The following is a 20,182-nucleotide window of genomic DNA, read 5'->3' as shown; positions in this document are numbered from 1 at the left end:
CACGGCTGACCCGTACGGACATCAGGGTCGGGCCCTGATCCGCCCCCGAGCTTCACCGGGGAGGGGCGGCGGATATCAGGGGTCTGTCCGGGTAGGGCCCCGATGCCATCGGGGCGGCGGGCAGGCCACCATGGGCGCATGGCCGAAGACCACCAGCCGCCGTCGCACGGCGCACCACCGCCGGAGGACGGCGCGCCCGGCGTGCCCGAGCGGAAGCTCGTACGCAGCCGGAAGCACCGGGTCGTCGGCGGCGTGTGCGGCGGGCTGGGGCGGTACTACGACCTGGACCCGGTGGTCTTCCGGGTGCCGCTCGGCGTGCTGTCCGTGATCGGAGGGCTGGGCCTCGTCGGATACGGCTTCGCGTGGCTGCTCATCCCGGCGGAGGGCGAGACGGAGAACGAGGGTCGGCGGCTCCTGTCCGGACGCGTCGAAGGCACCTCGCTCACGGCCGTCCTGACCGCACTCGTCGGCTGCGGCCTGTTCCTCGCCTCCATCGGCACCAACCAGTCGTCGTTCTCGATCGGCGTCGCCGCCGCCGTGTTCGGCGCCGCGTACTGGTCGCACCGCCGCCGTACGGCCGAGGCCGCGGGGGCACAGGGCGGTCCGGTCGACCCGGCGACCGCGCAGGCCGTGGCCGAGGCGCCGCCGGAGACGCAGGCGCCTCCGGCGCCGTCCTCGCCGTCCTGGTGGCGCGAGCCGCTCACGAAGGACGGCGGCGGCCGTTCCCGCGGCACGGGCTACCTGTGGGGCCCGCCCGACCTGTGGGGCGAGGACGACGACGTGCGGTACGAATACGCCGCGCGCGCGGGCGGCGGCGACGGCGGGTCCCCCGTACCGCGGAACGGCGGCCACCCGCCGCGGCGGCGGCAGTCGATCGGCGGGGCGGTGTTCGTCGCGGCCTGCCTCGCCGCCGTGGTCGGCACCGGCGCGACCTGGACGGCGCAGCCGCTCGGGGTGACGCTCGCGGTCGGACTCGGCTGCGCGCTGGCCGTGTTCGGGCTGGGGCTGGTCGTCAGCGCGTTCGTGGGGCGTACGGGCGCGGGCACGATCTTCGCGGTCGTCCTGACCGGCGCGCTGCTGAGCGGCGCGGTGCTGCTGCCGGAGGACATCTCCACGGACGTCGACGACCGGCACTGGGCGCCCACCTCCGCCGCCGAGCTCCAGCGCCGCTACGAGATCGGCACCGGCCAGGGCGTACTCGACCTGACGGGGCTCCGGCTGCGGGACGGCAGCACCGAGCGTGTGGACACCCGGGTCGGAGCGGGCGAGCTGCGGGTGATCGTGCCGGACGACGTGGAGGTGCGCATCGTCGTCAAGGTCGGCCTGGGCAGCTACCGGCTGCCGGGCGACGCCGGGACGGACTCGGGCGGCGGAGTGGACCGCCAACAACGCCGTACGCTGGCGCCCGCCGGCGGCGGCGAGCCGAACGGCACACTGGAGCTGAAGCTCGACGTCGGAGTCGGCGACGCCACGGTGACCCGCGAGGAGCGGCAGCCCCGGGCGGAGAAGGAGGAGGCCGCGCGATGACGCGTCACCGGTTCGAGCCCGCACGGCTGGTGCTCGGCCTCCTGCTGCTGGCCGCGGGCCTGCTGTACGTCCTGGACGCGGGCGGTGAGCCGGACGTGCCCACGGGCGTGCTGCTCGCGCTGGTGCCCGCCGCCCTCGTACTGGGAGCCGTCGCCAGCCTGACGACGTACGGTTGCCGCCGCTTCCTGGCCGCCCGCCGCGGTGAGGGGCGGACGGCGGTGGGGCCGCGGGGGGAGCGGGGCCCGGGCTCCGCTACGGCTTCCGGTTCCGGCTCCCGTTCCGGATCCGGCTCCGGACCCGGTTCCCGTTCCGGGACGGGCGCCGGTGCGGAGGAGCTGCGCGACCTGCCGGTGGCGGCGCTGCGCGAGGGCTACGAGCGGGCGCGTACGCCGAACCCGCCGGACGCGGAGGAGACCGCAGCGGAGGCGGAGCACACAGAACCGGCGGGCGGCGCCCCGCCCCGGGACGCAGCCCGCCGTCCGCGTCCGCGTCCGGATCCGGGTCCGCGGGAGGACAGTTAGGCCCGTCGGCCCGTCGGCCCGTCAGCCGAATATGTGCTGCCCCTTGCGCCGCCGCCGCACCGCGAGCACCGCGTCCAGCGACAGCAGCGGCGAACCGGCGATGATGAGCGGCGTCCAGGCCATCATGTACGCGAGGTCGTTGCCGTAGTAATACGGCTCGGTCGACCAGGTCACCGTCAGCCAGAACGTCAGCGAGATGAACGCGCCCCCGAACGCGGCCACCCGCGACCACAGCCCGAACAGCGTGCCGAGTCCGACGGCCAGCTCGCCCAGCGAGATGGCGTAGCCGAAGCCCTCCGGGTTCTCCAGCGCGAGGTCGACCATCCAGCCGGCCCCGGCGGTCTCGCGGACGGCGTTCAGCATCTCGACCAGCGAGCCGGGGCCGTCGCCGGTCAGGAACGCGGAGTCGGTGAGCTTGTCGAGCCCGGCGTAGATGAACGTGACGCCGAGGAACAGCCGCAGCGGGAGCAGCGCGTACCGTGCGGCGTTTGCTCTGAGCCCGCCGTTCGGCGCGGGCGGCAGGCCGCCGCCTCCGCCACCGCCTCCGCCACCGGGACCGATTCCGCCGACCGTCTGGCCGCCGCCTTCGCCGCCTGTGCGATCCCCCAGTGACATGACCGTCCCGCCTTCCGGATGTGCGTCGGTGTGTGCGTTCGGGTGTGCGGAAGGAATTCTTCCGTACCTGTTCGCTCTGCACGCAATACGGCCGACGCCCCCGTGTCGTTCAATCGCGTACGAGTTCCGCCCCTACGCGTTCCACGGCGCACGCCGCGCGCACCGGATCAGTCCGGCGGGTCCGGCTCAGCTCAGCAGGTCCGGTTCCCCGCGCAGCACGCTGGTGTGCAGCGGCTGGTAGTTGATCCAGGCGACGAGATCGGAGCCGAGCTGCTCGCGCGTCGCGACCGCGTCCCCGTGGCCGATCCGCACCGGCCGCCCCGCGGCCTTGGCGGCGAGCTGGATCTCGCAGGCACGCTCCATCTGCAGGAACCACCAGGCCGCAGCGTCCACGGAGTCGCCGACTGTCAGCAGCCCGTGGTTGCGCAGGATGACGGCCTTGTGCGGGCCGAGCGTCGCGGCGATGCGGCGGCCCTCGTCCTCGTCCACGATGACGCCGGTGTAGTCATCCAGCAGCGCGTGATCCTCGTAGAAGGCGCACGCGTCCTGCGTGATCGGCTCCAGCGGCTCGCCGAGCGCGGCCAGCGCGCGCCCGTACGTGGAGTGGCTGTGCGCGACGGCGACCACCTCGGGCCGGGCCCGGTGCACTTGGGCGTGCACGACGAACGCGGCCTGGTTCACGTGGTAGCCGCCCTCCACGACCTGCCCGTCGCCGTTCACGAGGATCAGCTCGCTGACGGTGATGTGCCCGAAGGGCACGCCGAACGGGTTGACCCAGAAGCAGTCCTCGAACTCCGGGTCCCGCACGGTGACATGGCCCGCGACGCCCTCGTCGTACCCGTACCTGCCGAACAGCCGCAGCGCCGCCGCCAGCCGCTCCTTGCGGTGCTGCCGCAGCTCGTCGCCGGACAGGCCGTCGGGCGGCAGGGCGAAGTGCAGCCGGTCGGTGGGTATCGGGGCGGGTGTGGGCTGGGACATCGCGCTTCCTTCGGTCCTCCGCTGGTGTCGGGCCCGGCGTGTACGCGCGGGGTGTCCGGCATTCAAGCACGCCCGTCCGCACCCCCTCAGGGCGGCCGCCGGAGGCGTGCTCGCTAGGCTCGCGAGCCATGGAGACTCTGATCAATGTCTTTGTGGGCCTGCACATCGTGGGTATCGCCGCGCTGCTCGGCGGCTTCTTCTTCCAGCTGAAGGAGATGCGCGCCGGCGAGGCCCGGATCGTGCCGGGCATGCTGCACGGGGCGCTGACCATGCTGGTCACCGGAGTCGCCCTGGTCGGCCTCAACCAGGCCGACGACGCCGAGGTGAACAACGTCAAGATCGGGATCAAGCTCGCCGTCCTGGTGGTGATCCTCGGGCTCGTCTACGTGAAGCGGGACGAGGAACGGCTGCCCGCGGCGCTGTTCGGTACGGTCGGCGCGCTGACGACGGTGAACATCTTCATCGCCGTCCTGTGGACCTGACGTGCGGTCAGCCCCCGACTCCGCCGCGCTCGCCGCCGACGGCGCCCGCATCGCGTACCAGCAGCGCGGCCCCGCCGCCGGCGCGCCGCTCCTGCTGCTCTCCGGCCAGTCCAACAACCACCGCTGGTGGGACCGCGTACGGGACGACTTCCACGCCGAGGAACGGCACCGCACCGTCACGTTCGACTACCGCGGCACCGGCGACAGCGACAAGCCCGACGAGCCGTACAGCACACGGCAGTTCGCCGAGGACGCGGTCGCGGTGCTGGACGCGCTCGGGATCGAACGCGCCGACGTCTACGGCACCTCCATGGGCGGCCGCGTCGCCCAGTGGCTCGCCGCCCGGCACCCGGACCGCGTCGGCGCGCTCGTACTGGGCTGCACCTCGCCCGGCGGCCCGCACGCGGCGGAGCGCGGCGACGACGTACGCCGGTCGCTGGCCGGCGGCGACGCGGACGCGGTCCGGCAGGCGCTGCTGGAGCTGATGTACACGCCGGAGTGGCTGGCCGGGCACCCCGGGCCGTACACGACCCTCGGCGACCCCGTCATGCCGCCGTACGCCCGCCGCCGCCATCTGGCCGCCAGCAACCGGCACGACGCGTGGGACGTACTGCCCGGCATCACCGCGACCACGCTCGTCCTGCACGGCACCGACGACCGGTTCAACCCGACGGCGAACGCCTGGCTCCTCGCGGACCGCGTCCCGGACGCCCGGCTGTACCTGCTGCCCGGCGCGCGGCATGCCTACTTCGAGGAGTGCCGCGCGACGGCGGGCCGGCTCGTACTGGACTTCCTGGCGGAGGCGGGGCGTACGGCCTGAGCGCCCGTACGCCCCGTGCCGCACGCGTACGGGCACGGGCACGGGCACGGGGCGGGTGTCAGCCGGGGCGCACCGCGCTGTGGAACGGCATGTAGTCCACCGACTCGTACTTCACGTCGTCACCCGGCTTGGAGGCGTGGATCATCTGCCCGCCGCCGACGTAGATCCCGACGTGGCTGATGTCGTCGTAGAAGAACACCAGGTCGCCCGGTTGCATCGCCGACTTGGCGATCTTCGTCCCGGTGTTCACCTGGTCGTAGGTGACGCGGGGCAGTGAGACCCCGGCGGCCTTCCAGGCGTCCTGCGTGAAGCCGGAGCAGTCGTACGAGTTGGGGCCGGTGGCGCCCCACACGTACGGCTTGCCCAACTGCGCCTTGGCGAAGGCCAGTACCTTGTCGACCTTGCCCGACGGCGTGTCCGGGGCCGGGTCGCCGCTGCCGGGAGCGTCGGTGTCGTCCTCGCGCTCCCGCTCGCGTTCGCGCGCCGCCGCCTCCTCGCGTGCCTTCTCCGCCGCCTCACGGGCCTTGCGCGCGGCCTCGGCGCGCTTCTTGCGCTCGATCTCCGCGAGCCGCGCCTTCTCCTCGGCGGTCAGCTTCGACAGCAGCTGCCGCGCCTCGGAGAGCTTGGACTGGACGTCCTTCTTGCTCTGCTGGAGCGACTTCTGGGCCGAACTCAGCGAGCTGAGCTGCCTGGTGGCCTCGGCGCGCTTCTCGCCCGCCTCCCGCTGCCGGTCCTCGAAGTCGGTGACGGCCTGCTTCTGGCGGCCCGTCATCCGCTCCATCAGCTGCTTCTGGCTGAAGTAACCCTGCGGGTTCTCGGTGAGCAGCAGCGTCGCGGTGCCGGTCATGCCGCCGGTGCGGTACTGCTCGGCGGCGTACTGGCCGAGGGCGCGGCGCGCGTCGTTCACCTTGGCGGTGCGCTTGGCGACCTCGTCGAGGATGCCGTCCACCTTCTCGCGCTGGGTGTCGGTCTTCTCCTTCGCCGCGTTGTACTGCTGGGTCTTCGAACCGGCCTGCTGGTAGAGCTTGTCGACCTTCTTCCTGACCTCTTCCAGCGTCGGTTTGTCCTTGTCGTTCGGTGCGGCGTTCGCGCTCTGGGTGAGCAGCGTGACGGACGCGAGAGCGGCGGTGGTGACCCCCACCGCGCCGGTACGGGACGTGGCGGACTGGAGAATCCGGGTGCGCGGCTTGCGATGCGACGCCAAGGCCAGCGACTCCTTCCAAGGACCGCCTACCGGGTTAGCTGTCGGGTTCGGGCCTCGGAAGGCGGCCCTACGGAACACGCTGGGTGCGCGCTCCGATTCACCCCGTCTCGTTCGTGTCGGGTCCCCGGCTCCGGCTGTGGGGCGGCCGGACTCGGCGGAGGCAGCCCGTGTCGACGCTTTCGCCGACAGGGGGCGCGGGCCACCTGGCACGGCACGGTAGCGAAGGTGTGGGGCTGATGTGAAGGCTGATGTTCGATACGTCCGATATCTTTCTGTGACCTCAACGGTCTCGGACGTAGACTGTCAGTGCGGCGGCCTAGACTCGGACGACGATGAGCAGCCTCTTCGACGACAGCTTCCTGGCGGACCTCGAGCACCAGCAGCCCGAGGCGGACGCGCCCCCGCCGCCCCCTGAGGGAACGCCCGAGGACACGGGCTCCGAGCCCGTGCCGGACGACCTCTTCGCCGGCACCTTCGCGGGGAGCGGCGGGCGCGACGCGTACCACCGCGACGGCGCCCCGCGCACCGTGATCGACCCGGAGGCGCTGCTGGAGGGGATGAACGAGCAGCAGCGGGCCGCCGTCGTGCACACCGGCTCGCCGCTGCTGATCGTCGCGGGCGCCGGCTCCGGGAAGACGCGGGTGCTCACGCACCGGATCGCGTATCTGCTGGGCGCGCGGCGCGTGCACTCCGGGCAGATCCTCGCGATCACCTTCACCAACAAGGCCGCGGGCGAGATGAAGGACCGCGTCGAGGAGTTGGTGGGCCCGCGCGCGGCGACGATGTGGGTGTCGACGTTCCACAGCGCCTGCGTCCGCATCCTCCGCCGGGAGAGCAAGAAGCTCGGCTTCACCTCCAGCTTCTCGATCTACGACGGGGCGGACTCGAAGCGGCTGATGGCGCTCGTCTGCAGGGATCTGGACCTCGACCCGAAGCGGTTCCCGCCGAAGGCGTTCAGCGCGAAGGTCTCGAACCTGAAGAACGAGCTGGTCGACGAGGAGGACTTCGCGGCCCGTGCCGCCGACGGTTTCGAGAAGACCCTCGCCGAGGCGTACGCGATGTACCAGGCGCGGCTCCGCGAGGCCAACGCCCTGGACTTCGACGACATCATCATGACGACGGTGCACCTGCTGCAGGCGTTCCCGGACGTCGCCGAGCACTACCGGCGGCGGTTCCGGCACGTGCTCGTCGACGAGTACCAGGACACCAACCACGCGCAGTACACCCTGGTCAGGGAGCTCGTCGGGACCGGCGAGCCGGAGCCGGGGCAGGAGCGCGCGGAGCTGTGCGTCGTCGGCGACGCGGACCAGTCGATCTACGCGTTCCGCGGCGCGACCATCCGCAACATCCTCCAGTTCGAAGAGGACTACCCGGACGCCACGACCATCCTCCTGGAGCAGAACTACCGCTCCACGCAGACGATCCTGTCCGCGGCGAACGCGGTGATCGAGCGCAACGAGAACCGCCGCCCGAAGAACCTCTGGACGCAGGCCGGCGAGGGTGCCCGTATCTCCGGGTATGTCGCGGACACGGAGCACGACGAGGCGCAGTTCGTGGCCGAGGAGATAGACCGTCTCACGGACGCGGGCGAGACGAAGGCGAGCGACGTCGCCGTCTTCTACCGCACGAACGCGCAGTCCCGTGTATTCGAGGAGATCTTCATCCGGGTCGGGCTGCCGTACAAAGTGGTCGGCGGCGTCCGCTTCTACGAACGCCGCGAAGTCCGTGATGTGCTCGCCTATCTCCGGGTGCTGGCGAATCCGGAGGACGCCGTGCCGCTGCGGCGCATTCTCAACGTGCCGAAGCGCGGCATCGGAGAACGCGCCGAGGCGATGATCGACGCCCTCTCCCTGCGCGAGAAGATCACCTTTCCGCAGGCGCTGGTGCGGGTCGAGGAGGCGTACGGAATGGCGGCCCGTTCGGCGAACGCGGTCAAGCGGTTCAACACGCTGATGGAGGAGCTGCGGACGATCGTCGAATCCGGCGCCGGCCCGGCCACCGTCCTCGAAGCCGTCCTGGAGCAGACCGGGTACCTCGCTGAGCTGCAGGCTTCCACCGACCCGCAGGACGAGACCCGGGTGGAGAACCTCCAGGAACTCGCCGCCGTCGCCCTCGAATTCGAGCAGGACCGGGGCGAGGACAATCCCGGAACGCTCGCCGAATTCCTGGAGCAGGTCGCACTCGTCGCCGATTCCGACCAGATTCCCGACGAGGGTGAGGGCGAGGACAGTTCGGGTGTCATCACGCTGATGACGCTGCACACCGCGAAAGGCCTCGAATTCCCCACGGTGTTCCTCACCGGACTGGAGGACGGCGTGTTCCCGCACATGCGGGCACTGGGCCAGACGAAGGAGCTGGAAGAGGAGCGGCGGCTCGCGTACGTCGGAATCACGCGCGCCCGCGAACGGCTCTATCTCACGCGCTCGGTGATGCGGAGCGTATGGGGGCAGCCCTCGTACAATCCGCCGTCCCGCTTCCTGGAGGAGATTCCCGACCAGTACGTGGAGTGGAAGCGTACGGGTGCGGCTGCCGGGGGCGCCGGCGCTGCCGGTGGCGGCGGCGGGATGGCGCCGACGTCCGGGATCACCACCTCGTTCGCGTCACCGTCCGCGGGCGGGCGCCGCGGCCCGAGCGGCTTCGCGACCAGGCGGGCCACCGAACGGCCCGTCGTGGCGCTGTCGGTGGGCGACCGGGTCACGCACGACAGCTTCGGGCTGGGCACCGTCATGGGCGTCAAGGGCAGCGGGGACAACGCCGAGGCGACGATCGACTTCGGCGACGAGAAGCCGAAGCGGCTGCTGCTGCGGTACGCGCCGGTGGAGAAGCTGTAACCGGGACCGGCGGCGGGCCGGTCCGCGGACTCGCGGGCCGGTTCTCGGAACGGCTTGCGGACTCGCGGAACGGCTCGTGGGTCAGCCCGGCGGGACCGGCTTGCGGGCTGACCCGGCGGACTGACCCCCGGCGGGCTAGCCCGGCTCGATGCCGTGCGAGCGGAACCACGGCATCGGGTCGACCGCGGAACCGCCGCCGGGCCGTACCTCGAAGTGTAGGTGCGGCCCGGTGGAGTTGCCGGAGTTCCCGGAGTAGGCGATCACGTCACCGGCCTTGACCGAGCCGGAACGGATCTTGGTACTGCTGAGATGGCAGTACCACGTCTCCGTGCCGTCCTCCGCGGTCACGATGGCCATGTTGCCGTAGGAACCGCCCCACTTGGTGGTCACGGTGCCGTCCGTGGCGGCCTTCACGGCCGTGCCGTAGCTGGCCGGGAAGTCGATGCCGGAGTGCACCGACATCCAGTTCACACCCGCCTGCCCGTACTGCGCGCTGATCCCGGTGCCTTCCACCGGCGCGGCGAACTTCGGCCGCATGGCCTCCTTGCGCGCCGCCTCGGCCGCCTTGCGCTCGCGCTCCTCTGCCTTGCGCTTCTTGAGGTCGATGCGCTCCTGCGTACGGCTGGCGCGGTCGGCGAAGTCGTCGGCGTCGGCGGAGAGTCCGGCGAGCTGGGTGTCGAGCTTGTTGTTGGCGGGCGTCGGCTTGACCTCGCGGTCGGGCGACGCCTGCGTGGTCGTCTCACCGCCCTCGCCGTCGCCGCTGTCGCCCGAGACACCGGTGACGGAGGCTGCGGCGATGCCCGCCACACCGAGGACGGCCACGGAGGGCGCGGCGACGGTGAGCAGCGCGGAGCGCCGCGGCCTCGGCGAACGGCGGCGGCCGCGGCCGCTGGGCGACCCGGCGAGCGGAGCCGCCGGAGTCAGTACGGGCTCGGCGTCGGGGTGTTCGGCGTCGGCCGGGCCCTGCTCGGGCTCCGGGTCGAAGCCGTTGGCGTCGGGCGCCTGCGCGGCGTGCTCGTCGTACGGCCGCTCGTCGTAGGGCTGCTCTGTAAACGGCTGCTCGGTGAACGGCTGCTCGGTGAACGGCTGCTCGGTGAACGGCTCGTGCTCGTACGGGTGTTGGCCGTAGGCGGCGCCGTCGTACTCCGGCCGGCCGTACGCCGCGCCCTCGCCGGTGTCGAAGGTGGCGGTGCCCCAGGAGGTGGAGTCGTGGCCGCCGGTCTCGTACAGCGCGGCGTTCTCGTAACCACCGGTGTCGTAACCGCCGGTCTCGTACGCGTCGTACGCGCCCGAGTCCCACTGGGGTGCGGCGTACGCGCTCGCGTCCCAGTGCCCGGTGGCATCGGCGGTGGCCGGGGCGCCGTAGTCGGACTGCTCGGGGTGGTACTGCTGCGGGATGGCGCCGGCGGCCGGGTACCCGGTCTCGGACCAGAGCGCGCTGTCGTAGCCGCCGGTGTCGTAACCGCCCGTGTCGTAGCCGGTGACGGGGTAGGAGCCGCTGTCGTACGCACCGTTGGCGTACTGGCCCGTGGCGTACGCGCCGGTCTCGTCGTACGTGCCGGTGGCGTAGGCCCCCATGGCGTACGCGTCGCCGGGGTACGTGCCGGCAGGGTACGCGCCGGTGTCGTACGCCCCCGCGCCCTGGGCGTCCGGAAGGGAGCCGAAGAGCGGGTCTCCGTCGCCGTAGGCGACGGCGGCGAGATCGCTGAACGCGCCGGTGGCGTAACCGTCGTACCCGGTGACGGGGTAGCCGCCGGTCTCGTAAGTCGTGCCGTACGGCGCCTGCACGTAAGAGCCGGTGTCGTAGGCCGAGTACGAGAAGTCGGCAGCGGGGTCGGCCGGGAAGGAGTTTCCCGACGGGTGAGGGTCGTTCACCACCAACTTCACTTTCGCCTCGACGGCAGGGGCGGAGCAGCGAGGCGACTGTACCCGGCGGTATGCGATGGCGACAATCTTCCGCGGGTTTCCGGCCCCCAATAACCGGGCATTCAGCCGCCTTTCGGCGGACTGCGGGCCCGTACTCGGCGGGGTGTTCTATTTATGTTCGATATTGCCGGGGGATCAGAATGCCGCTCGGGCGTTTCTCCGCGAACTCCGTACGCGTACTCCGCGAGCCGGAACGGATGCCGGGGCGGACACCCGGGCGGATCGCGCGGTCGCACGGCGTAGCCGCGTGTGTCCGTCTGTGTGATTTCCCCCTCCCTCCCCACCCCGAACCGAGCGGGATGCGGGATGCTGGCGAGACAACGTTCGTTAACTTCGGCAGGCCGAGCCGTGGCAGCGCCGGGCAGCCGGGCGACCGCGGCCGCTGCCGGGGGTGCCGTCGCAGATGGAGGCAGTGATGGGTGTGTCGGGTCCGATCCGGGTGGTGGTCGCCAAGCCGGGTCTCGACGGCCACGACCGCGGGGCCAAGGTCATCGCGCGGGCGCTGCGTGACGCCGGTATGGAGGTCATCTACACCGGGCTGCACCAGACACCCGAGCAGATCGTGGACACGGCGATCCAGGAGGACGCCGACGCCATCGGCCTGTCGATCCTCTCGGGCGCGCACAACACGCTCTTCGCGAAGGTGCTCGAGCTGCTGCGGGAGCGCGAGGCCGAGGACATCAAGGTGTTCGGCGGCGGGATCATCCCGGAGGACGACATCGCGCCGCTGAAGGCCCAGGGCGTGGCGGAGATCTTCACGCCGGGCGCGCCGACGACCGAGGTCGTGGAGTGGGTCCGCAGCCACGTACGCCCGGTGGCCGCCTGACCGTCGGCCCCGCGCGCCCGGAGCCCCTGAGCCCCCGGGGTCCTTGAACCTCGGAGCCCTTGTGTCCCTGGGGCCCTTGTGTCCCCGGGGTCTTGAGCCCGCAGGCGGTACGAGCCCCGGCCGGTTACGGCGCGCTCTCGCGCCCGTCCGCCGGGCCCTCCCCGTCAGCCGGTTCCTTCCCGCCGCCGTCCTCGCCGCGCAGCTCGGCCAGCATCACCGCGCGCAGCCGCAGCGTGGACACCAGCCGCTGGAAGGCTTCCGACCAGTAGCTCCCGGCACCGGGTGAGCCGTCCTCCGGCTCATCCGGAACGGCCGCCAGGGGCGCCAGCCGGTCCGCGTCCGCAGGGTCGAGACAGCGCTCCGCGAGGCCCATCACCCCGCTGAAGCTCCACGGGTAACTGCCCGCGTCCCGCGCGATCTCCAGGGCGTCCACCACCGCGCGGCCCAGTGGATCCGACCAGGGCAGCGCGCACACCCCGAGTATTCGGAACGCCTCCGACAGCCCGTGTGCCGCGATGAACCGGGCCGCCCAGTCGGCACGTTCGTCCGCGGGCAGCACCGTCAGCAGCTTCGCCGGGTCGCCCGGACCGTCGGTGAGCGGGCCACTCGGCGGGCCGATCAGGGCCCGCGCCCATTCGGCGTCCCGCTGCCGCACGGCCGCCAGACACCACGCCGCGTGCAGGTCCTGCCGCCAGTCGTCGGCCACCGGCAGCGCGGTGATCTCGGCGGGCGTACGGCCGCCGAACCGCCCGGTCCACGCCGCCAGCGGCGCCGCCTCCACCAACTGCCCGAGCCACCAGGCCCGTTCGCCACGCCCGGACGGCGGCTTCGCGCTCACCCCGTCGCGCTGCATCGCCGCGTCGCACTCGTGCGGCGCCTCGACGACGATACGGACGCCGCCGCCCGTACGGTCCAGGCTCACGCAGGAGCGGGCCCGCTCCGCCATCCGGGCCGCCAGCGCCGACTCGGGGAGCGAGGACAGCAGTTCGGCGGCGGTCGCACGGACCGTACGGCTGCGGTCGGCCAGCGCCTCCTCCAGGAAGGGCTCGTCCTCGGGGGACAGGCCGCCGCGCAGGGAGTCGAGGAACATCAGCCGGTCCTCGGCCCGTTCGCCGGACCAGGAGCGCGCGAGCAGTGCCAGCCCGGCGGCCGGATCGCGCTGCCGCAGGGCGGTCAGCAGGGTGACCCGCTCGGAGAACAGCCCCTCGTCCCAGAGCCGTTGGACGGCCTCGGCGTCGGGATCGGCGTCAGGATCGGCGCCGGAAGCGGGGCCGAGGTCCGCTTCCGTGCCCGGCTCCGGGGCGTCGTCGGCGGCGGGCGTCGGTCCGGCGGCCCCGTGCACCGGTCCCGCGCTGCGGAGAGCGAACTTCCAGTCCGGGTTCAGCCGGGCCAGCCACAGCCCGCGCGGCCCCGCGAACGTGAGGGACTGCGGGCGCAGATCCGTACGCGCACGGGCCGCGTCGAGCAGGTCAGGAAGCTGCGCGTCCGGCACGCGGTAGCCGTACTCGTTCGCCGCGGCGAGCCACTGCGGCAGCAGCTCGGCGAGGTCCGGCGCGGTGCCGCGGCGCCCGCCGCCGTTCCCGCCGACTCCCGAACGGTTCGCGAGCAGCAGCGTGAGCCGCTGCGCCGCGGCGGCCGGGAGCGGCGGACGGTGGTCCTCCGGTGCGGGGTCCAGGCGCGGACCGGCCGCCGTGGGCCGCATTCCGGCCCGGCGCCGCACGGTCTCGACGGCCGCCGCGTCCAGCAGCGCCGTCACGCTCCCGCCGGGCGGCGTTCTCCGCTCGGCGCCCAGCAGGGCGGCCGTCACCAGCTCGCTCCACGCCACGGTCGCGTCCACAGCGGTGTCCCTCGCTTCCCCTCGAACGACCGTCGTCCCCGTCATCCCCGTCACAGCAGCACCGCCTCGGGCTCGCCCGCCGGTCCCCACGCGGTGTGCGGCGTGAAGCCGCGGTGGCCGCACTCCCCGAACACCGTCACCGGATCGCCCCCGGAGAGCGCCGTGAGCCGCCACAGCGCGGACTGGCGGCACCCGGGCGCGACCGGAAGCGCCGCGTCGCTGTCAGCGTCGGCCAACTGCCAGGAAATTCCCGGCTGGACCGGTATCGGCACGACGTCCGTCAGGACGACCGGCCAGCTGTCCAGCCACGGGTCGTCGCAGAGCGCCGCGGCATAGGAGGCGAGCGCGTCCGTGACCGTACCCCCGGCCCCGGCCGGCACGTATCCGGGACCGGACGGCCCGTGCTGCTCGCCGAGCGCCGCGCGCAGCCGGCACGCGCCGGGGTAGAAGGCGAGGTCGGCGTCGAGCGTCGTGCCCACCGGCAGCCACTGCTGAGGCGTACGGCCCGCGGCACCGAACGAGAGGAGCAGCGCGGGCTGTCGGGACCGCCTCCCGTGCAGCCATATGCGGCGCGTGATCAGCTTCCCCTCGTCCGTGTCCCGCTGGGCCAGCACCAGCCACTCGTCGCGCACCCGCGCCGCGGGATCGGCCAGCAGCTTCGCCGTGTCCACGGTGAGCCCCACCCTGGCCCGTACGGTCGCCGCCAGCGGCTCGGGCAGCGGCGCCCGCGCCGCGCCACCCTGCCCGGCGGGCACGGCTGCCTCCGCCGCGTCTACGGCCTCCGCGGCGGCGTCCTCCGGCGGTGGGCTGTCCAGCGCCAGGAAGCCCTGGGTGAGCAGGTGCAGCAGCGCGCACTCGGAAAGGAGCCGCTCCGGCCAGCCCGGACCCGACGTCGGGATCGCGCCCAACTCCCGTATGCGGTCCGCCAGCCCGCGCGCCTGCGCGTCGACCATCCGGGCCGCCATCTCGTCCCACGCCGCGTACCCCTGCTGGTCCGCCCCCGCGAGGCCGCCCCGCAGCAGGTCCGCGAGACGCTGCTCCAACTCCGTGGCGCCCGCCGTGATCGAACGGTGCCTGCGCTCCGCCCGCCGCCGCGCCCCCTCCGGGTCCGCCGGCGCCTTGCCGCCGCCCGCGCCCGCCGCCGCTTCGTCGTCCGCCCCCTGCGCGCCCTTCGCCGCGCGCTGCTCCGCGCGCCGGCGACGGCCGCTGAGCCACTCGTCCGCCCAGTCCGGCGCGGCGGGCAGCGCGCGCACCGACTCGGACTCGCCCGCCCACAGCAGGAGCAGGGCGAGCGCGTGCTTGCACGGGAACTTCCGGCTGGGGCAACTGCACTTGTACCCCGGCCCCTCCGCACCGTCGATGTCCACCACGGTCCGGTACGGAGTGCTGCCGCTCCCCTTGCACAGCCCCCACACCGCCCCGGCCCCCGCGCCGGCCTCGGACCACGGCCCGGGAGCGGCGAGCTTGCTCCCGCTCTTGCGTGACGCGGCGTCAGGCGCCAGCGCCATTACCTGTTCCGCCGTCCAGCGGGCCCCCTGTCCAGTCATGTCTCCGACGGTAGGGCCCGGCACTGACAATCGGCCCCGGAGCCGGCGGCCCGTACGTGTGCCGGGGCCGATTGTCAGTGCCGGGGTGCAAGGTGGTGTGCAGCTCATACACCGCACGCCGAGGGGGAGTTGTGACCGAGACGAATGCCCTGCGACCGCACGCCGAAAACGCCTTCGCGACGGAGCTCAAGGCGCTGGCGGCGGCCGACGACAGGCCGCGTCCCGAGCGCTGGAAGCTGTCGCCGTGGGCCGTCGCCACCTATCTGCTCGGCGGCACGCTGCCCGACGGCACCGCCATCACGCCCAAGTACGTCGGGCCCCGCCGGATCGTCGAGGTCGCCGTCAGCACCCTCGCGACCGACCGCGCGCTGCTGCTGCTCGGCGTGCCCGGCACCGCCAAGACCTGGGTGTCCGAGCATCTCGCGGCCGCCGTCAGCGGCGACTCGACGCTGCTCGTCCAGGGGACGGCGGGCACGTCGGAGGAGTCCATCCGGTACGGGTGGAACTACGCGCAGCTGCTCGCGCACGGACCCAGCCGCGACGCCCTGGTGCCCAGCCCGGTGATGCGGGCCATGGCCGAGGGCCTCACCGCGCGGGTCGAGGAGCTGACCCGCATCCCGGCAGACGTGCAGGACACGCTGATCACGGTGCTGTCCGAGAAGACGCTGCCCATCCCGGAGCTGGGCGAGGAGACCCAGGCGGTGCGCGGGTTCAACCTCATCGCCACGGCCAACGACCGCGACCGGGGTGTGAACGAGCTGTCGAGCGCCCTGCGCCGCCGCTTCAACACCGTGGTGCTGCCGCTGCCCGCCACTGCGGACGAGGAGGTCGACATCGTGTCCCGCCGCGTCGACCAGATCGGCCGGTCCCTCGACCTGCCGGCCGCGCCGGAAGGGCTGCACGAGATACGGCGCGTCGTCACCGTCTTCCGCGAGCTGCGCGACGGCGTGACGGGAGACGGCCGTACGAAGGTCAAGTCGCCCTCGGGCACCCTCTCGACGGCCGAGGCCATCTCGGTGGTCACCGGAGGGCTGGCGCTGGCGGCGCACTTCGGGGACGGGGTGCTGCGCCCGTCGGACGTGGCGGCGGGCATCCTCGGCGCGGTCGTGCGGGATCCGGCCGCGGACCAGGTGGTGTGGCAGGAGTATCTGGAGGCGGTCGTGCGCGAGCGCGAGGGCTGGAAGGACTTCTACCGCGCGTGCCGGGAGGTCTCCGCGTGAACGGGCCGCTGCTGCTGGGCGTCCGGCACCACGGGCCGGGCTCGGCGCGGGCGGTGCGGGAGGCGCTGGCCGCGTACGAGCCGAAGGTGCTCCTCGTCGAGGGGCCGCCCGAGGCGGACGACGTGGTCGCGCTGGCGGGGGAGGAGGGCATGCGTCCGCCCGTCGCCCTGCTGGCGCACGTGCTGGACGAGCCGGGCCGGGCGGCGTTCTGGCCGATGGCCGACTTCTCGCCGGAGTGGGTGGCGATCCGGTGGGCGCTGGAGCGGGGCGTTCCGGTGCGGTTCATCGACCTGCCCGCCGCGCACTCCCTGGCGGCGCTCGCCGAGGACGCGCCGGAGCCGGGCGGCGATGCGGTTCCGGACGGCGAGGCCGCTCCGGACGGCGAGGCGGGCGCGGGGGAGGACCGCGAGGAGGCCCTGCGCCTGGACCCGCTCGCGGTGCTGGCCGAGACAGCGGGCTACGACGATCCGGAACGCTGGTGGGAGGACGTCGTGGAGCACCGCGGCGCCGCGGACTCCTCCGCGTCGGACCCCGCCGGCCATCCCGGGTCCGCGGCGGCCGTCCGCGATCCGTACGCACCGTTCGACGCGCTCCGCGAGGCGATGGGCGCCCTCCGCGAGGCGCACGGAGACGGCGGCCACCCCCGCGACGCCCAGCGCGAGGCGCACATGCGGCTGCGGCTGCGCGAGGCGCGCCGGGAGCACGGCGACGACGGCGTCGCCGTCGTCTGCGGTGCCTGGCACGTCCCCGCGCTGGCGGCCAGTGTGTCCGTCGCTGCCGACCGCCGGCTGCTCAAGGGCCTGCCGAAGGCGAAGGTCGAGGTCACGTGGGTGCCCTGGACGCACCGCAGGCTCGCCCGGCACAGCGGGTACGGCGCGGGGATCACCTCCCCCGGCTGGTACGGCCATCTGTTCGCCGCCCCCGACCGCCCGCTGGAGCGGTGGATGACCAAGGTCGCCGGTCTGCTGCGGGACGAGGACCGCACCGTATCGCCCGCGCACGTGATCGAGGCGGTGCGGATGGCCGAGACGCTCGCCGCCGTACGGGGCCGACCGCTGGCGGGCCTGGCCGAGACGGTCGACGCGATACGGGCGGTGCTGTGCGAGGGCTCGGACGTGCCGCTCGCGCTCATCGAGGAACGGCTGATCGTCGGCGACGAGCTGGGCGAGGTCCCCGACGGCGCGCCCGCGGTGCCGCTCCAGCGCGACCTGGCCCGCCGGCAGCGGTCGCTGCGGCTCAAACCGGACGGGCGGCAGCGCGAGTTGGAGCTCGACCTGCGCAAGGACACCGACGCGGCCCGCAGCCGCCTGCTGCACCGGCTCCGGCTGCTCGGCGTGCACTGGGGCACCCCGGCGCAGTCCCGTACGGGGAGCACCGGCACATTCCGGGAGAGCTGGCGGCTGCACTGGGAGCCGGAGCTGTCCGTACGGATAGCGGAAGCGGGCATGTGGGGCACCACCGTGCTGGGTGCGGCGACCGCGAAGGCCCAGTCCGAGGCCGTCGGCACGAGCGTGCTGGCGGAGGTCACCGCGCTTGCCGAGCACTGCCTGCTGGCCGAGTTGCCGGACGCGCTTCCGGTGGTGATGCGGGTCCTCGCCGACCGGGCGGCGCTCGACTCGGACGTCGGCCATCTCGCGCAGGCGCTGCCGCCGTTGGTGCGGTCCGTGCGGTACGGCGACGTCCGCGGCACCGACGCTGCGGCGCTGGCCGAGGTGGCGGCGGGACTGGCCGAGCGCGTCTGCGTCGGCCTGCCGCCCGCCTGCGCCGGGCTCGACGCGGACGGCGCCGCGGAGATGCGCGGCCATCTGGACACCGCGCACCAGGCGATCGCGCTGCTCGCACAGAGCCGTACGCACGCGGACGCCGCCGCCGCCGACGCCGACGCCGACGCCGACACCGACGCCGACGCCGACGCCGACACCGACACCGACACCGACACCGACGAGACCACCGCCTCCGGCGACGGCCTGCTGCGGCGCTGGCACGGCGTCCTGCGGAAGCTGGCGTCCCGTGACCGTACGCCGGGGCTGGTGCGCGGCCGGTGCGCCCGGTTCCTGCTGGACGACGGCCGGTTGGAGGACGGCGAGGCGGCCCGGCTGATGGGGCTCGCGCTCTCGCCCGGCACGCCGCCCGCCGAGGCGGCGGCGTGGATCGAGGGCTTCCTCGCGGGCGGCGGCATGCTGCTCGTCCACGACAGACGGCTGCTGGAGCTGGTCGACGGCTGGCTGGCACGGGTGCCGCCGGAGGCCTTCACGGACGTCCTGCCGCTGCTGCGCCGCACCTTCGCGGCGTACGAGCCGGGCGTGCGGCGGACCGTCGGCGAGCTGGTCCGCCGCGGCCCCGCGGGGGAGGGCCCCGGCGGAGCGGGCGCGGCGGACGGCGCGGGCGGCGGCCCCGGCTCCGGGATACCGGGCTTCGGCCCCGGCCTGGACTGGGCCCGTGCGGACGCGGTGCTGCCGACCCTGCGGCTGCTGCTGGGCCGCGCCCCGCACGAGCAGCGCGCACGGCCCGCAGGGACGGCCGGTGCGGACGCCCACACGGAACACACGGAACACACGGAACCGGCACCGGAGCTGGGGAGGGTGAGTTGAGCCAGACACACGCGGGGCCCGCGGCCACGCGCCCCGACGACGAGCGGCTGCGCCGCTGGCGCCTCGTGCTCGGCGGCGGCCAGGGCGCGGAGGGCACCGGCTGCGAACTGAGCGGCACCGACGCCGCCATGGACAAGACGCTCACGGCGCTCTACGGCGACGGCAGCGGCGCCCGCAGCGGTGACCGCTCCGCCGGGCTGGGCGGTTCGGCGCCCCAGGTCGCCCGCTGGCTCGGCGACATCCGCACGTACTTCCCGAGCTCCGTCGTGCAGGTCATGCAGCGCGACGCCATCGACCGGCTCGGACTGTCGGCGCTGCTGCTGGAGCCGGAGATGCTCGAGGCCGTCGAGGCGGACGTCCATCTCGTGGGCACGCTCCTGTCGTTGAACAAGGCCATGCCCGAGACCAGCAAGGAGACCGCCAGGGCGGTGGTGCGGAAGGTGGTCGAGCAGTTGGAGAAGCGGCTGGCGGCGCGCACACGCGCGACGCTGACCGGCGCGCTCGACCGCTCCGCGCGGGTGAGCCGGCCGCGGCACCAGGACATCGACTGGAACCGCACCATCCGCGCCAACCTGAAGAACTACCTCCCGGAGTACGGCACGGTCGTGCCCGAGCGGCTGATCGGCTACGGCCGCGCGGCGCAGTCCGTGAAGAAGGACGTCGTGCTGTGCATCGACCAGTCGGGCTCGATGGCGGCCTCGGTCGTGTACGCGTCGGTGTTCGGCGCGGTGCTCGCGTCGATGCGGTCGATCAGCACCCGGCTCGTCGTCTTCGACACGAACGTCGTGGATCTGACGGACGATCTCGACGACCCGGTGGACGTGCTGTTCGGCACCCAGCTCGGCGGCGGCACGGACATCAACCGCGCCCTGGCGTACTGCCAGTCGCAGATCAGCCGCCCCGCCGACACCGTCGTCGTGCTCATCAGCGACCTTTACGAAGGCGGCATACGCGACGAGATGCTCAAACGCGTCGCGGCGATGAAGGCGTCGGGCGTGCAGTTCGTCACGCTGCTCGCGCTCTCGGACGAGGGCGCACCGGCGTACGACAGGGAGCACGCGGCGGCGCTTGCCGCCCTCGGCGCGCCGGCGTTCGCCTGCACTCCCGACCACTTTCCCGAGGTCATGGCCGCGGCGATCGAGAAGCGTCCCCTGCCGATCCCGGAGGAATGAAGTGAACGAATGGTGACGGGGGTTGTGGGGGCGACGGTTGAGCGTCAAGGATCACTGCGTCACCCGGAATCTCTCGTACCGGAAG

15 protein-coding genes and 1 riboswitch are annotated in these 20,182 nt (G+C 73.3%); of the genes, 9 read left to right on the top strand and 6 right to left on the bottom strand.

Features of this window, described 5'->3' with window-relative positions; all coding sequences use genetic code 11:
* The first annotated feature begins 138 nt into the window (after window positions 1-138).
* Both DVA86_RS10050 and DVA86_RS10045 read left to right on the top strand, forming a co-directional pair.
* Entirely contained in the window at window positions 139-1,527 is a 1,389-nt protein-coding gene (locus DVA86_RS10050; RefSeq protein ID WP_208877518.1) for a PspC domain-containing protein, read from the top strand.
* Window positions 1,524-2,048 (top strand): hypothetical protein, encoded by a 525-nt coding sequence (locus tag DVA86_RS10045; protein WP_208877516.1) that lies wholly within the window; start codon window positions 1,524-1,526, stop codon window positions 2,046-2,048. Before DVA86_RS10050 ends, DVA86_RS10045 begins: the two co-directional genes overlap by 4 nt.
* A gap of 21 nt (window positions 2,049-2,069) precedes the next feature.
* On the opposite strand, the gene DVA86_RS10040 is transcribed toward DVA86_RS10045, so the two are convergent.
* Together DVA86_RS10040 and DVA86_RS10035 are read right to left on the bottom strand one after the other, a co-directional pair.
* Entirely contained in the window at window positions 2,070-2,663 is a 594-nt protein-coding gene (locus DVA86_RS10040) for a DoxX family protein (RefSeq protein WP_208877514.1), read from the bottom strand.
* A gap of 186 nt (window positions 2,664-2,849) precedes the next feature.
* The gene (locus DVA86_RS10035; RefSeq protein WP_208877512.1) at window positions 2,850-3,641 is read right to left on the bottom strand and encodes a class II aldolase/adducin family protein; all 792 of its coding nucleotides are present in this window, start codon (window positions 3,639-3,641) and stop codon (window positions 2,850-2,852) included.
* Between the two features lie 128 nt (window positions 3,642-3,769).
* Here DVA86_RS10035 and DVA86_RS10030 point away from each other — a divergent pair, with 128 nt between their 5' ends.
* Together DVA86_RS10030 and DVA86_RS10025 are read left to right on the top strand one after the other, a co-directional pair.
* Window positions 3,770-4,123, top strand: a complete 354-nt coding sequence (locus DVA86_RS10030; protein ID WP_208877511.1) for a hypothetical protein — start codon at window positions 3,770-3,772, stop codon at window positions 4,121-4,123.
* Between the two features lies 1 nt (window position 4,124).
* Entirely contained in the window at window positions 4,125-4,943 is an 819-nt protein-coding gene (locus DVA86_RS10025; RefSeq protein WP_208877509.1) for an alpha/beta fold hydrolase, read from the top strand.
* A gap of 58 nt (window positions 4,944-5,001) precedes the next feature.
* Here DVA86_RS10025 and DVA86_RS10020 read toward each other — a convergent pair whose 3' ends face one another.
* Window positions 5,002-6,147 carry a C40 family peptidase gene (locus DVA86_RS10020; RefSeq protein ID WP_208877507.1) on the bottom strand — a complete coding sequence of 382 codons (1,146 nt, stop codon included), beginning with the start codon at window positions 6,145-6,147 and terminating at the stop codon, window positions 5,002-5,004.
* Between the two features lie 8 nt (window positions 6,148-6,155).
* A riboswitch (cyclic di-AMP (ydaO/yuaA leader) is annotated at window positions 6,156-6,314 on the bottom strand.
* Window positions 6,315-6,479: 165 nt separating this feature from the next.
* On the opposite strand from DVA86_RS10020, the gene pcrA reads away from it, so the two are divergent.
* Window positions 6,480-8,978, top strand: a complete 2,499-nt coding sequence (gene pcrA, locus DVA86_RS10015) for a DNA helicase PcrA (RefSeq protein WP_208877503.1) — start codon at window positions 6,480-6,482, stop codon at window positions 8,976-8,978.
* Window positions 8,979-9,113: 135 nt separating this feature from the next.
* Here the strand turns inward: pcrA and DVA86_RS10010 are convergent, their stop codons facing one another.
* On the bottom strand, window positions 9,114-10,853 hold the full coding sequence (locus tag DVA86_RS10010) for a M23 family metallopeptidase (RefSeq protein ID WP_208884562.1): 1,740 nt from the start codon (window positions 10,851-10,853) through the stop codon (window positions 9,114-9,116).
* A 466-nt stretch (window positions 10,854-11,319) separates the two neighbouring features.
* Here DVA86_RS10010 and icmB point away from each other — a divergent pair, with 466 nt between their 5' ends.
* Window positions 11,320-11,730 carry a coenzyme B12-dependent isobutyryl CoA mutase small subunit gene (gene icmB, locus DVA86_RS10005; RefSeq protein WP_208877502.1) on the top strand — a complete coding sequence of 137 codons (411 nt, stop codon included), beginning with the start codon at window positions 11,320-11,322 and terminating at the stop codon, window positions 11,728-11,730.
* 124 nt (window positions 11,731-11,854) lie between these two features.
* Here icmB and DVA86_RS10000 read toward each other — a convergent pair whose 3' ends face one another.
* Entirely contained in the window at window positions 11,855-13,612 is a 1,758-nt protein-coding gene (locus DVA86_RS10000; protein ID WP_208877501.1) for a DUF5691 domain-containing protein, read from the bottom strand.
* A gap of 5 nt (window positions 13,613-13,617) precedes the next feature.
* Complete coding sequence (locus tag DVA86_RS09995; protein ID WP_208877500.1) at window positions 13,618-15,114, bottom strand: SWIM zinc finger family protein; 1,497 nt, start codon at window positions 15,112-15,114, stop codon at window positions 13,618-13,620.
* Between the two features lie 92 nt (window positions 15,115-15,206).
* Between DVA86_RS09995 and DVA86_RS09990 the strand changes: the two genes are divergently transcribed.
* The 3 genes from DVA86_RS09990 to DVA86_RS09980 are packed head-to-tail and all read left to right on the top strand — an operon-like array spanning window position 15,207 to window position 20,097.
* Window positions 15,207-16,334 carry an ATP-binding protein gene (locus tag DVA86_RS09990; RefSeq protein ID WP_425470799.1) on the top strand — a complete coding sequence of 376 codons (1,128 nt, stop codon included), beginning with the start codon at window positions 15,207-15,209 and terminating at the stop codon, window positions 16,332-16,334.
* Window positions 16,313-18,925 carry a DUF5682 family protein gene (locus DVA86_RS09985; RefSeq protein WP_245996466.1) on the top strand — a complete coding sequence of 871 codons (2,613 nt, stop codon included), beginning with the start codon at window positions 16,313-16,315 and terminating at the stop codon, window positions 18,923-18,925. The genes DVA86_RS09990 and DVA86_RS09985 overlap by 22 nt, the downstream gene beginning before the upstream one ends.
* Entirely contained in the window at window positions 18,922-20,097 is a 1,176-nt protein-coding gene (locus DVA86_RS09980; protein ID WP_208877498.1) for a VWA domain-containing protein, read from the top strand. Before DVA86_RS09985 ends, DVA86_RS09980 begins: the two co-directional genes overlap by 4 nt.
* Window positions 20,098-20,182: the final 85 nt, after the last annotated feature.

The sequence above is a fragment of the Streptomyces armeniacus genome (genome assembly GCF_003355155.1).
Classification (GTDB): domain Bacteria; phylum Actinomycetota; class Actinomycetes; order Streptomycetales; family Streptomycetaceae; genus Streptomyces; species Streptomyces armeniacus.
The sequence above is the reverse complement of the archived record's forward strand: the minus strand, read 5'-3'. Positions and strand labels throughout refer to the sequence as shown.

Excerpts from the sequence above, each read along its gene's own strand:
- DVA86_RS10050 (WP_208877518.1), top strand. The coding sequence starts at position 139 with ATGGCCGAAGACCACCAGCCGCCGTCGCACGGCGCACCACCGCCGGAG.
- DVA86_RS10045 (WP_208877516.1), top strand. The coding sequence starts at position 1,524 with ATGACGCGTCACCGGTTCGAGCCCGCACGGCTGGTGCTCGGCCTCCTG.
- DVA86_RS10040 (WP_208877514.1), bottom strand. The coding sequence starts at position 2,663 with ATGTCACTGGGGGATCGCACAGGCGGCGAAGGCGGCGGCCAGACGGTC.
- DVA86_RS10035 (WP_208877512.1), bottom strand. The coding sequence starts at position 3,641 with ATGTCCCAGCCCACACCCGCCCCGATACCCACCGACCGGCTGCACTTC.
- DVA86_RS10030 (WP_208877511.1), top strand. The coding sequence starts at position 3,770 with ATGGAGACTCTGATCAATGTCTTTGTGGGCCTGCACATCGTGGGTATC.
- pcrA (WP_208877503.1), top strand. The coding sequence starts at position 6,480 with ATGAGCAGCCTCTTCGACGACAGCTTCCTGGCGGACCTCGAGCACCAG.
- icmB (WP_208877502.1), top strand. The coding sequence starts at position 11,320 with ATGGGTGTGTCGGGTCCGATCCGGGTGGTGGTCGCCAAGCCGGGTCTC.
- DVA86_RS10000 (WP_208877501.1), bottom strand. The coding sequence starts at position 13,612 with ATGACGGGGACGACGGTCGTTCGAGGGGAAGCGAGGGACACCGCTGTG.
- DVA86_RS09995 (WP_208877500.1), bottom strand. The coding sequence starts at position 15,114 with ATGACTGGACAGGGGGCCCGCTGGACGGCGGAACAGGTAATGGCGCTG.